Origin of the sequence: Dactylosporangium roseum (assembly GCF_025264685.1) — a bacterium.
GTDB lineage: Bacteria > Actinomycetota > Actinomycetes > Mycobacteriales > Micromonosporaceae > Dactylosporangium > Dactylosporangium roseum.
Window position 1 is genome coordinate 1,091,057 of record NZ_CP073721.1, and the last position, 11,704, is coordinate 1,102,760.

Genomic DNA, 11,704 nt, shown 5'->3' on the forward strand with positions numbered 1-11,704 from the left:
TTGTCTGCGTGTCCACCCTGCGTGACCTCGTCGAGGAGCACACCGACCTCGAGCCAGAGGACATCGAGCACCTGCACCGCCTCGCCGGCGACTGGCAGATCGTGTCCGATCTGTCCTTCGCCGATCTGCTCATGTGGGTGTTGGTGGGGGACCGCGGGGACTTCCTGTGTGTCGCGCAGGTCCGCCCGACGACCGCGCCGACCGCCTACCAGGACGACCAGGTCGGACGGATCGCCGGCGGCCCCGAGGTCGCCCACCTCGCGATCGTGCGGGCGCAGGGGCGGATCTGGCGGGAGGGGGATCCGGTCTGGTACGGCGACATGCCCGCCCGTCACGAGGCGGTCCCCGTGCGCCGGCATGGCCAGGCGAAGGTCATCGCCGTGGTCGGGCGCGACACCAACCTCAGCACCGCGCGGACCCCGGCCCAGCTCGAGCTCAACTACCTGACCACCGCCGACGACCTGGCCCAGATGATCGCCGACGGTAGCTGGCCGCCACCGCGCCACCCGGGCGAGACCACGAGCGCGCCCCGGATCGGCGACGGGCTGGTCCGCCTCGACGCGACCGGCAAGGTGACCTACGCCAGCCCGAACGCGCAGTCGGCGTACCGGCGGCTCGGCCTCGCCGCCCACCTCGTCGGGGAGAGCCTCACCGAGCTCACCGGCCGGCTCGTCGACGATCCGCTGGAGGGCGCCGACGCGGTCGACCGTGTGCACGCCGCGCTGCGCGGTGAGGCGCCGGCCCGCAAGGAGCTGGAGGCCCGCGGCGCCACGGTGCTCATGCGTGCGCTGCCGCTCATACCGGCGGGCGTGCCGATCGGGGCGCTCGTGCTGGTCCGGGACATCACCGAGGTGCGGCGCCGGGACCGGCAGCTCATGACCAAGGACGCGACGATCCGCGAGATCCACCACCGGGTCAAGAACAACCTCCAGACCGTCGCCGCGCTGCTCCGTCTGCAGGCCCGCCGGGTGGGTGTGCCGGCCGCCCGGCACGCGTTGGAGGAGTCGGTACGACGTGTGGCCTCCATCGCGCTGGTCCACGAGACCCTGTCCATGTCGTCGACGTCCGAGTCCGCCGACGAGGCCGTGGAGTTCGACGACATCGTGGACCGGGTCGGGGCCGCCGCGGTCGAGGTCGGCGCGGCCGGATTCCAGGTCTCGCTGCGCCGTGAGGGCGACTTCGGGGTGCTCCCGGCCGAGATCGCCACCCCGCTCGTCATGGTGCTCAACGAGCTGTTGCAGAATGCCGTCGAGCACGCGTTCGAGCCGGCACCGGTCAAGTCGCCCGAGGTCGTCGTCTCGGTCCACCGCTTCCGCAAGCAACTGCACGTGACCGTCGCCGACAACGGGGTGGGCCTGCCCGACGACTTCGACCTGGACTCCAGCGAGCGGCTCGGGCTCCAGATCGTCCGGACGCTCGCCACGGGGGAGCTGCGGGGCACGATCGAGCTGCGCGCCCGCGCGGAGGGCGGGACCGAGGCGGTGATGGTGGTTCCGCTGGCGAGACGGTGAACCTACCGCAGTGTGGGACCACGTCCGGCTGGCCTCGGTTCGGCGGGCGAATCTCATCGACAATTCCTATCGATTGAGTCGTATTTCGGGGACCTGTCGAGGAAGTCGCTGTGAGAGAACCCTCACGCGAGCGTGGCGTAAGGACCGGTTCTCGTGGAAGACTGCTCCCCATGCACGCTGCTTCTCTGCGGCTCGTCTGCCGCCGACACGTCGACTACGGTCGCGTGCGCAGCGCCATCTGTCCGGCTTGCTGAACGCCGCCCGTCGAATTCTTCCCGGGCGCGCGACTTCGCGCCGGACTTTTCCATGACATCGACGTCATCCATCTCGGCTCTGCCGTGATCGGCCGGCGCTCAGTCGCGTGCTCTCGAACCTGAGAGGACGCCGCCATGACGGTGACCACCGTCCCGGCAGACAAAGCCACCCCAGCTCCCCGTCCGGCCCGCGGACGCGGTGCGGCCGGTGGGCGCCCTCGTGGTGAGGGGCAGTGGGCCCTCGGCCACCGCGAGCCGCTCAACCCCAACGAGCGCAGCAAGAAGGACGACAACCCGCTCAACGTCCGGGCCCGGATCGAGAACATCTACGCGCGTGGGGGCTTCGACTCGATCGACCCCGCCGACCTGCGTGGACGGTTCCGCTGGTACGGGCTCTACACCCAGCGCAAGCCGGGCATCGACGGCGGGCGGACGGCCGTGCTTGAGCCGGAGGAGCTCGAGGACCGGTACTTCATGCTGCGCATCCGCAGCGACGGCGGCCAGCTCGACCTGGCCCAGCTCCGCACGATCGCGTCGATCGCCCAGCGCTTCGCCCGCGACACCGCCGACATCACGGACCGGCAGAACATCCAGTTGCACTGGGTCGAGATCGAGAACGTCCCGCAGATCTGGCGGGAGCTGGAGGCCGTCGGCCTGTCCACCACCGAGGCCTGCGGCGACACCCCGCGGGTCATCCTGGGCAGCCCGATCGCCGGCGTCGCCGAGAGCGAGGTGCTCGACCCGACCGAGGCGATCACCGAGATCAACCGGCGGTACATCGGCGACCCGGACCTGTCGAACCTGCCGCGGAAGTTCAAGACGTCGATCTCCTGGCTGGCGGACACGCCGTACGAGGCCAACGACGTCTCGTTCGTCGGCGTGATCCACCCGGAGCACGGCCCCGGCTTCGACCTCTGGGTCGGCGGCGGCCTGTCGACCAACCCGATGCTCGCCCAGCGTGTCGGCGTGTGGGTCCCGCTGCACGAGGTGGCCGACGTCTGGCTCGGCGTGGCCCAGGTCTTCCGCGACTACGGCTACCGACGCTTGCGCAACCGCGCCCGGCTGAAGTTCCTCGTCGCCGACTGGGGCGTGGCCAAGTTCCGGGAGGTGCTCGAGACCGAGTACCTCAAGCGGCCGCTCGTCGACGGGCCCTCGCCCGATCTGCCGGAGAAGCCGGTCGACCACGTCGGCGTCCACAAGCAGTGGGACGGCAAGTTCTTCGTCGGTGCCGCACCCGTCGCGGGTCGCAGCTCCGGCACGCAGCTCGCCAAGGTCGCCGATCTGGCCGAGGAGCACGGGTCCGGGCGGGTGCGGCTCACGCCGTACCAGAAGATCCTGGTCCTCGACGTCGCCGAGGAACGCACCGAGTCGCTGGTGCGGGGGCTGCAGGCGATCGGCCTCGAACCCCGCCCGTCCGGCTGGCGGCGTAACACGATGGCGTGCACCGGCATCGAGTTCTGCAAGCTGGCGATCGTCGAGACGAAGGCGCGCGCCGCCGAGGTGGTCGAGCACCTGGAGAAGAAGGTCGCCGAGCTCGACGCGGACATCTCGATCCATCTCAACGGCTGCCCCAACGCCTGCGCCCGCACGCAGGTCGCGGACATCGGCCTCAAGGGCATGCTCGTCCGCGACGACAGCACCGGCGAGATGGTCGAGGGCTTCCAGATCCACCTGGGCGGCGGGCTGGGCATGGCCGCCGGGCAGACCGCCGGCTTCGGCCGGAAGCTGCGCGGGCTGAAGACCACGGCCGCCGACCTGCCGGCCTACGTCGAGCGGGTCGCGCACCACTACCTGGCCGGGCGCGAGCCCGGCGAGTCCTTCGCCCGCTGGGTGATGCGTGCTCCGGAGGAGGAGCTGCGATGAGCGAGCGCATGGCACCCCTCCATTGCCCGTACTGCGGGGACGAGGACCTCAGACCACACGAAGAGACCCACGGCGCATGGGAGTGCCGTAGCTGCGCACGGGTCTTCTCCTTGAAGTTCCTGGGACTGGCGGCATCAGCGTTGGAGGCGAAGCGATGAGCACAGCCACAGCCACTATCCGTATCCGTGAAGAGATGATGGCGCTGGCCAAGGACGCGTCGGCGCGTCTGGAGAACCAGCCCGCGGAGAAGATCATCGAGTGGGCCGCCGGCGAGTTCGGCGAGCGGTTCTGCGTGACCAGCTCGTTCGCCGACGCGGTGCTCGCGCACGTCGTGTCGAAGGTCGTTCCCGGCGTGCCGGTCGTCTTCCTCGACACCGGGCTCCACTTCGCCGAGACCCTCCGGGTGCGTGAGGTCGTCCAGCGGACGCTTCCGGTGACGGTACGGTCGATCCGTCCCCGTCAGACCGTGGCGGAGCAGGACGCGGAGTTCGGCCCGCGGCTGTATGCCCGCGACCCCGACGAGTGCTGCTTCCTGCGCAAGATCGAGCCGCTGGAGCGCGCGCTCGCCGACTACGACGCCTGGGCCGCCGGCCTGCGCCGCGACGAGTCGCCGAGCCGGGCGAACACGCCGATCGTGAGCTTCGAGCAGGCCCGTGACAAGATCAAGGTCTCCCCGCTCGCGCAGTGGACGCAGGCCGACGTCGACGCGTACATCTCGCGCCACAACGTGCCGGTCAACGCGTTGATGCGGCAGGGGTACGCCTCGGTGGGCTGCTGGCCGTGCACCCGCCGGACGCCTCCGGGTGGCGACCCTCGGGGCGGTCGCTGGCCGATGTTCGACAAGACCGAGTGCGGTCTGCACACTGCATGACCTCGGCGGTTCTCCTCGTCGCGCACGGCTCGTCCGATCCGCGGGCGGCGGCGACCACCCGGGCCCTGGCCCGCGCGGTCGCCGCCCAGCGCCCCGGCCTCGACGTCCGCTGCGCGTTCCTCGACCATGCGGGCCCGCGCCCCGATGAGGTGCTGTTCGCGTTCTCGCGGTCGGGCCACCGGTCGGCGGTGGTCGTACCGTTGCTGCTGACCGCCGCGTACCACGGCCGCGTTGATCTCCCGGCCGTGCTCGACCGGGCCCGTTCCGACGGCCTGCGCCTGGACGTCTCGGTGACCGACGTCCTGGGCCCGGTCGCCGGCGCCGTATCTCCGTTCCTGCTGGCGTCGTTGCGGCGTGCCCTTCCGGCCGGGCTCCACCACGACGGGATCGCCCTGGTCGCCGCCGGCACCCGCGACGACCTGGCCCGGCACACCGTCGACCAGGCGGCGTCGGCCCTCGGCGCCACGCTGGGTGTGCCGTGCCAGGCCGGCTTCGCGTCCGGCTCTCCGGTGACCGGTGCCGTGGCGGTGTCCCGGCTGCGCGAGGCCGGCTGCTCGCGGATCGCGATCGCTTCGTACTTCCTGGCGCCCGGCCGCCTGCACGACATGGCGGTGTCCTCGGCGCTGTCGGCCGGCGCACTGGCCCCGGCGGCCCCGCCGCTGGGCGGCAACCTGGACCTGGCAAGGTTGGTCGTCGCGCGGATCGCGGCGGTCTCGCCCGTTTCGGCGGCGCTCACCGCCGCGTGACACCCGCACGTGGTGCGTGACGGTTACCGTAGACGGATGCAGATGACATGCCCGAAGTGTCGCGGCGAGATGCGGCAGTACGAACGAAGCGGCGTCACCGTCGACCAGTGTCTGGAGTGCCGGGGCATCTTCCTGGACCGGGGCGAGCTGGAGCGGCTCGTCGACGCGGAGAACGCCTGGAACCGCAACCGCCAGGGCGCGCAGCCGCAGCAGCCGGGCTACCCGGCGCAACAGCACCAGAGCTACCCGCCGCCGCAGTCCTACCAGCACCAGAGCCACGGATACGGCCACTACGGCCACCACAAGCGCCACAAGCGCCACCACCGGGACAGCTTCTTCGGCGAGCTGTTCGACTGACGAAAGGCACCGTTGATCTTGGCGGATTCCGTGGTCCGGACGACGCTGATCGACCAAGGTCAAGCTGACTGGAGGCGTTCTCGTCAGAGGACGCCAAAACGCCCCGGTCGTCCAATGGACCGGGGCGTTTTCGTCTTGGAAGGGGTCTAAGCGGAGTGAGCGCGGACCCGGAGGCCGCCGCGACGCTTCATCATGCGCCGCTCGTCCTCGCTCATTCCGCCCCAGACGCCTGCATCCTGACCCGAGTCGAGCGCCCACTGCAGGCACTCGCTGGTCACGGAGCAGCGCTGGCAGACTGCCTTCGCCTGCTCAACCTGCAACAACGCGGGTCCGGAAGTCCCAATGGGGAAGAACAGCTCCGGGTCCTCGTCGCGGCAGAGGGCATGGTGGCGCCAGTCCGACATGGCGGCAACACTCCTTGGTTTTCGCGGATCGTTGTTGGTGATTCCCCTATATGCATCTCGTGTGACGGTTCGGCTAGGCGGAGCCTGAAGACCCGTAACACGCGTGCGGGCAACGCTCAGTGGTCGTTTCGCTTGTGAATGCTTTCACGAACTACCGCGATGTCAAGGGGTCCAAACCAAAAAAATCCAAGTCGGTGAGCAAGCTCACGCGCCGTTTGTCCGATTTTATGGTAGCTGGTGACCCTGGATCGCGACAGTCAGTGACCAATGTAGTACGGGTTGGTCAACGATCGAAGGGCTTTCGGGGATGCGGCCGCGGTGTCTCTGCCGCGACTCTCTGCAACTTTCTCCCCCTTCGGTGGTGAACTCGGGGGGTGACTCAACACACTACGCGTAATGCCCCGGGCACGGACGCAAAATCCAGCTTGTCGCACTCCCCGAGGTACTCTCCGTCAACCTGGAAAGCGATCGGTTTGGCGGCGGTCAGCGTGAAGCCGGACAGATCATGCATCCGCACGACCTGCTTTCCCTTCGGCTCATGGCGGTTCGACAGGATCTGCGTCACCGTGCGCGCGGTGCTCGCGACCTGCAACTCCCGAAGGCCCAGCACGTCGAGCCCGGTATCGAACGAGGCCCGCGGATTCGGATCCACCGGCCGCTCGCCGATATAGGTCCACGGTGCGGTGTTCTGCACCAGCATCCACGTTATCCCGGACTGCGCTGGTTCGCCCGGAAGCTCGAGCGTGAGCAGCGGCATCCTGCGGTTCGTCGCGGCGAACTGCGCCATCGTGGCGCGGAAGTACAGCCACGGCGTGGACGTCGAGCCCTTGCGGCGGGCCTGGTCCACACGCCGTACCACCTCCGCGTCGATCCCCATGCCCGCGCAGAACGTGAAGTAGCGGTCGTCCGCCCGGCCGAGTCCGATGATCCTTTCGCGACGGTCGCGCAACGCCTCCAGGATCGCGCCGGTCCCTTCCGCCCAGTCGCTGGGCAGCCCCAGGGCCCGCGCGAAGACGTTGGTCGAACCGCCGGGCACGACGGCGAGGGCCGGACGCTCCTGGGCGCGGTCCGGAGCCGGCCCCGAGTCGAAGGTCATGAGGCCGTTGACGGCCTCGTTGACCGTGCCGTCGCCGCCGAGTGTGACGACGAGGTCCAGACCCTCGCGGGCGGCTTCCCGCGCGAGGTCGGCGGCGTGGCCCCGCCGCTGTGTGTAGGCGACGTCCAGGTCGACCTGACTCCGCAAGGCCCGCACGAGGATGTCCCGGCCGCGTTCGGTGGTGGTCGTCGCGTTGGGGTTGACCACCAAGAGCGCTCGCATGGGCGGCACTGTACCCGCTCGGGGGCGCGATAAGGTTGCTCTGCGCACAACGCGTGACACGGACCTCCACCAGGAAGGACGTGCACTCAGGGCCAGCAGCGGAGCGGAGGAAACGTGAGCGGGAACGCCGCCGGGACCGACACGGTGCCCGATCGGGCACCGGCCACCCTCCGCTGGGCCGTCCGGCTGCTGCTCCTGGAGGGCGCCGGGCTCGCCGTCCTCACGCTGGTGCTGCTCTACCAGGACTTCACCGCCGAATACACGGCGATCGAGATGGCGCTCTCGTTCACCGGCTACCTTGCGTTGATGGCCGCGGCGTTCATCGGCATCGGTGTCGCACTGCACCGCCGCCGGCGCTGGGCGCGCGGGCCGGGGATCGTCGCGCAGATGCTCCAGATGCCGATCGGCTGGACGATGCTGATGGGCGGCCAGCCGCTGATCGGCGCACCGCTGTTCGTGCTGGGGGTCGTCGGCGCGGTCCTGCTGTTCGCCCCCTCGACCCGGATCGCGCTCGGCGTCCGCTGACCAGCCGGTCGCGGCAACCACGGACACACCGCGTGTTCTACGCTCGAAGGTCGTGACGATCGCTCCCGCCTACCAGGTCCTCGCCGACCGCATCCGGGTCGAGATCATGTCCGGTCAGCTACGTCCCGGCGAACGCCTGCCGACCGAGCCGAAGCTGTGCGAGCAGTCCGGCCTGAGCCGCTCCACCGTCCGGGAGGCGCTGCGCCTGCTCAGCAGCCAGCACCTGATCTTCACGACGCGCGGGGTCAACGGCGGCAGCTTCGTCGCCGCGCCGGACGCGCACATCCTCGGCGATTCGCTGTCCGACGGGGTCGGGCTGCTGCTCGCCAACGGCGTGGTCAAGGGCGACGACGTCCTCGAGGTGCGCCGGATGCTGGAGGTTCCGGCCGCCGGCCTCGCCGCCGCCCGCCGCGAGCCGCGCCACCTGGCGGAGTTGGAGCGGGCCATGTTCGACCCGGACCGTGACGACCTCGACCGCCGGATCACGGCGCACGCCGAGTTTCACCTGGCGGTGGCGGCCGCCTCCGGCAACACGCTGCTGAGCCTGGTCGTGCGTCCGCTCTACACCGTCGCCGACCCGCGGACGGTGGACCGGGTCGCCCCGCTGTCGATGTGGCGTGAGATCGACCGGGACCACCGCGAACTGCTGGCGGCCATCCGGGCCGGCGACGTCGAGAGGGCCATGGCCGCCGCCAGGGTGCACATCGATCATGTACGGCCCGAGTTCCCGCCCGAGCACACCAACCTCCCGGTCCCGGGGGTGGCGCGGCTGTAGCGCGGTGTCAGGCGGGACGGCGTTTCGTCAGGCGGATGCTCGCCTGGTGGCCGTCGACCGTGGCCGACACCTCGTCGGCCAGGGCGCTCAGCACCTGCCAGGCGAACGACTCGCCGCCCGGCAGCCGCTCGTCCGGCGAGCCGAGCGGCACCGTCGTCTCCACGGCCAGGGCGTCGGCCGTGACCGTGAAGCGGCAGGAGAGTTCGACGGTGTCACCCAGTTGGGGTGTCTCACTGGCCACCGCGAGGAGCATCGCGCACGCCTCGTCGACCGCGATCCGCAGGTCCTCGATCTCGTCGAGCGTGAACTGGAGCCGCGCCGCCAGGCCCGCCGTCGCGGTGCGCAGCACGCCAAGGTAGGCCGGCGACGCCGGAACGGCCAGCAGGACGACGTCGTCGCCGTCGGCACCCGACCTCTTCGATACGACCTGTGTCACGCGATGAAACCCCCTCGCGTGCGACTCTACGACGTCGCCGCACCCGATGACGCGGCGAGTGCGGCCAGCGGCGCACCCGACAGCCGATACGGCAGCCAGTCGGACTTGTGTCCCGCGCCGAGCGCCTCGTAGAAGCGGCGCGCCGGGTTCCAGTCGAGCACCGCCCACTCCAGCCGTGGGTAGCCCCGCTCGACGCAGATCCGGGCGAGCTCGGCCACCAGCGCCTTGCCGGCCCCGGTGCCGCGCGCGGACTCCCGGACGTACAGATCCTCGAGGTGGATCCCGTGGACGCCCTCCCAGGTGGAGAACGTCAGGAACCACAGCGCCATGCCGATCGGCCGGCCGTCCTCGACGGCGACGTGGCAGTACACCCGCGGATCGGGGCCGAACAGCGCGGTCGTCAGCAGCTCGGCGGTCAGGTGGCACTCGTCGGGGGCGCGCTCGAAGGCCGCGAGCTCGTGCACCATCTCGACGATGGCGGAAACGTCATCCGGGACAGCCGGACGGATCACCGGTACCTCCAGACAAAGAAGGCCCCCCATCCCGCGCGGCGGCGGAATGGGGGGAACGAACGCGACGGCTCAGGCCTGCTTGGTCTCCCAGAAGATCTTCGCGATCTCATCGATCTTCGCGAGCAGTTGCTCGGCGACGGCCGGGTCGACGGAGCCCTTCGCACCGGAGGCGCCCGCGAGCTTCGTGGCCTCGTTGAAGAGGGTGTGGAGCTGCGGGTACTTCTCGAAGTGCGCCGGCTTGAAGTAGTCGGTCCACAGCACCCACAGGTGGTGCTTGACCAGTTCGGCGCGCTGTTCCTTGATGACGAGCGCCCGGGTGCGGAACTCGGGGTCGCTGTTGGCCTGGTACTTCTCGGAGATTGCCTTGACGGACTCGGCCTCGATTCGGGCCTGTGCCGGGTCGTAAACACCACACGGCAAGTCGCAGTGGGCGCTCACCACGGTGCGCGGAGTGAAAAGCCGCGACAGTCGCATCGAACCCTCCTGGATAATTTGCGATGATCCTCGTTCCTGACCCTACTCCTCTCCATCTCCAGGGAATTCATGCGCCTGCCATGGTTCGCGGCACTGGTCTCCGGGCCCTCGATGGTGCCGACGTTGCGCGCCGGTGACCGGGTCATGGTGCTGCGCACGACGAAGGCCAGACCGGGTGATCTCGTCGTGGCGACGTTCCGGGCCCGGCCCGGCCTGCTGGTGGTGAAGCGGGTGATGCGCCGGGACGGTGACGGGTGGTGGATCGAGGGCGACAACCCCTTCGGCGGTGATGATTCCCGGGCGTACGGTCGGGCCGACCTCGTCGGGCGTGTGACATTTCGCTGGTGGCCACAACCGGTGCGCTTCCGGCGGACGCGGGCGTAAAGTGATGCGGATACGGGAGACCCCCGCCGCGTTCTTGTCGCGCCTTCCACCCGCGCCGCGCGTCCTTCCTGCAACATCCGCCGTGGCAAAGGAGCCCCCGTGTCCGCAACCGTGCCCGATCCGGTCTTCGATCTTCACAACGGCGGCAAGCTGGCCGTCCAGTCGACGGTTCCGCTGGCCACCCGCGAGGACCTCTCGCTCGCCTACACACCCGGCGTCGCGCGGGTCTGTGAGGCCATCGCCGCCGACGAATCGCTCGTGCACCAGCTCACCTGGGTCGGCAAGGCGGTCGCGGTGGTGACCGACGGCTCGGCGGTGCTCGGGCTGGGCAACATCGGCCCGCGTGCCGCGATGCCGGTCATGGAGGGCAAGGCCGTGCTGTTCAAGCAGTTCGGCGGGGTCGACGCGGTGCCGATCTGCCTCGACACACAGGACACGGACGAGATCGTGCGGATCGTGACCGCGCTGGCGCCGTCGTTCGGCGGCATCAACCTCGAGGACATCTCGGCGCCGCGCTGTTTCGAGATCGAGCGCCGGCTGGTGGAGGCGCTGCCCATCCCGGTGTTCCACGACGACCAGCACGGCACGGCGATCGTCGTCCTGGCCGCGCTGCGCAACGCCGCGCTCGTCCTGGACCGCAAGCTCGCCGACCTGCGCGTCGTCATCAGCGGCGCGGGCGCGGCCGGCGTCGCGGTGACCCGGATGCTGATCAACGGTGGCGTGAGCGCCGGGGACATCGTCGTCCTCGACTCGCGCGGGTGCCTCCACAGCGGACGGACGGATCTCAACTCCGCGAAGGCCGCGCTGGCCGCCGGGACCAACGCCGCCAAGGTCAGCGGCGACATCGCCGCCGCGTTGCGCGGCGCCGACGTGCTGATCGGCGTCTCCGGTGGCACGATCCCGGAGGAGGCGCTGGCGGGCATGGCGCCCGGCGGTGTCATCTTCGCGCTCGCGAACCCGACACCCGAGGTGCACCCCGAGATCGCCGCGCGGTATGCGAGCGTGGTCGCCACCGGGCGCAGCGACTTCCCCAACCAGATCAACAACGTCCTGGCCTTCCCGGGCATCTTCCGGGGCGCGCTGGACGCCGGGGCGACGCGGATCAGCGACGGGATGAAGGTCGCCGCCGCGACCGCGATCGCCGAGGTGCTCAGCGCGGGTGAGCTGGCGGCCGACACGATCGTGCCGAGTGCCCTCGACCCGCGGGTCGCTCCCGCCGTGGCGTCCGCCGTCGCCGAGGCAGCCCTCCGCGACGGCGTGACCCGTTAACCGCC

The 11,704-nt window shown here is 70.2% G+C and carries 14 protein-coding genes; 9 read left to right on the plus strand and 5 right to left on the minus strand.

The features are described from left to right. Window positions 1–8: 8 nt before the first annotated feature. The 5 genes from Drose_RS05300 to Drose_RS05320 all read left to right on the plus strand — a co-directional run bounded on the left by Drose_RS05300 (window position 9) and on the right by Drose_RS05320 (window position 5,602). Window positions 9–1,511, plus strand: coding sequence for a sensor histidine kinase (locus Drose_RS05300; protein WP_260727041.1), 1,503 nt, complete (start codon window positions 9–11; stop codon window positions 1,509–1,511). 389 nt (window positions 1,512–1,900) lie between these two features. Further along, window positions 1,901–3,628, plus strand: a complete 1,728-nt coding sequence (locus Drose_RS05305; RefSeq protein WP_260727042.1) for a nitrite/sulfite reductase — start codon at window positions 1,901–1,903, stop codon at window positions 3,626–3,628. 154 nt (window positions 3,629–3,782) lie between these two features. Next, window positions 3,783–4,499 carry a phosphoadenylyl-sulfate reductase gene (locus Drose_RS05310; RefSeq protein ID WP_260727043.1) on the plus strand — a complete coding sequence of 239 codons (717 nt, stop codon included), beginning with the start codon at window positions 3,783–3,785 and terminating at the stop codon, window positions 4,497–4,499. Then, window positions 4,496–5,245 (plus strand): sirohydrochlorin chelatase, encoded by a 750-nt coding sequence (locus tag Drose_RS05315; protein WP_260727044.1) that lies wholly within the window; start codon window positions 4,496–4,498, stop codon window positions 5,243–5,245. Before Drose_RS05310 ends, Drose_RS05315 begins: the two co-directional genes overlap by 4 nt. Window positions 5,246–5,281: 36 nt before the next feature. Further along, complete coding sequence (locus tag Drose_RS05320; RefSeq protein ID WP_260727045.1) at window positions 5,282–5,602, plus strand: TFIIB-type zinc ribbon-containing protein; 321 nt, start codon at window positions 5,282–5,284, stop codon at window positions 5,600–5,602. A gap of 146 nt (window positions 5,603–5,748) precedes the next feature. Here the strand turns inward: Drose_RS05320 and Drose_RS05325 are convergent, their stop codons facing one another. Both Drose_RS05325 and Drose_RS05330 read right to left on the minus strand, forming a co-directional pair. Further along, a complete protein-coding gene (locus Drose_RS05325) occupies window positions 5,749–6,006 on the minus strand; it encodes a WhiB family transcriptional regulator (RefSeq protein ID WP_260727046.1) in 258 nt (85 codons plus the stop codon). Between the two features lie 379 nt (window positions 6,007–6,385). Then, the gene (locus Drose_RS05330) at window positions 6,386–7,324 is read right to left on the minus strand and encodes a diacylglycerol/lipid kinase family protein (RefSeq protein ID WP_260727047.1); all 939 of its coding nucleotides are present in this window, start codon (window positions 7,322–7,324) and stop codon (window positions 6,386–6,388) included. Window positions 7,325–7,438: 114 nt separating this feature from the next. On the opposite strand from Drose_RS05330, the gene Drose_RS05335 reads away from it, so the two are divergent. Further along, window positions 7,439–7,849: a hypothetical protein gene (locus tag Drose_RS05335; RefSeq protein ID WP_260727048.1), complete on the plus strand. Its 411-nt coding sequence runs from the start codon at window positions 7,439–7,441 to the stop codon at window positions 7,847–7,849. A gap of 52 nt (window positions 7,850–7,901) precedes the next feature. Beyond that, window positions 7,902–8,624 carry a FadR/GntR family transcriptional regulator gene (locus Drose_RS05340; protein ID WP_260727049.1) on the plus strand — a complete coding sequence of 241 codons (723 nt, stop codon included), beginning with the start codon at window positions 7,902–7,904 and terminating at the stop codon, window positions 8,622–8,624. Between the two features lie 7 nt (window positions 8,625–8,631). Here the strand turns inward: Drose_RS05340 and Drose_RS05345 are convergent, their stop codons facing one another. The 3 genes from Drose_RS05345 to sodN form a co-directional block, all read right to left on the minus strand. Further along, a complete protein-coding gene (locus Drose_RS05345; protein WP_260727050.1) occupies window positions 8,632–9,060 on the minus strand; it encodes an ATP-binding protein in 429 nt (142 codons plus the stop codon). 26 nt (window positions 9,061–9,086) lie between these two features. Then, window positions 9,087–9,572 carry a GNAT family N-acetyltransferase gene (locus Drose_RS05350; protein ID WP_390891329.1) on the minus strand — a complete coding sequence of 162 codons (486 nt, stop codon included), beginning with the start codon at window positions 9,570–9,572 and terminating at the stop codon, window positions 9,087–9,089. A gap of 69 nt (window positions 9,573–9,641) precedes the next feature. Continuing rightward, complete coding sequence (gene sodN, locus Drose_RS05355) at window positions 9,642–10,046, minus strand: superoxide dismutase, Ni (protein WP_260727052.1); 405 nt, start codon at window positions 10,044–10,046, stop codon at window positions 9,642–9,644. Between the two features lie 69 nt (window positions 10,047–10,115). Between sodN and Drose_RS05360 the strand changes: the two genes are divergently transcribed. Both Drose_RS05360 and Drose_RS05365 read left to right on the plus strand, forming a co-directional pair. Then, the gene (locus tag Drose_RS05360; protein WP_260727053.1) at window positions 10,116–10,430 is read left to right on the plus strand and encodes a S26 family signal peptidase; all 315 of its coding nucleotides are present in this window, start codon (window positions 10,116–10,118) and stop codon (window positions 10,428–10,430) included. Between the two features lie 99 nt (window positions 10,431–10,529). Next, window positions 10,530–11,699: an NAD(P)-dependent malic enzyme gene (locus tag Drose_RS05365; RefSeq protein WP_260727054.1), complete on the plus strand. Its 1,170-nt coding sequence runs from the start codon at window positions 10,530–10,532 to the stop codon at window positions 11,697–11,699. Window positions 11,700–11,704 lie beyond the last annotated feature (5 nt).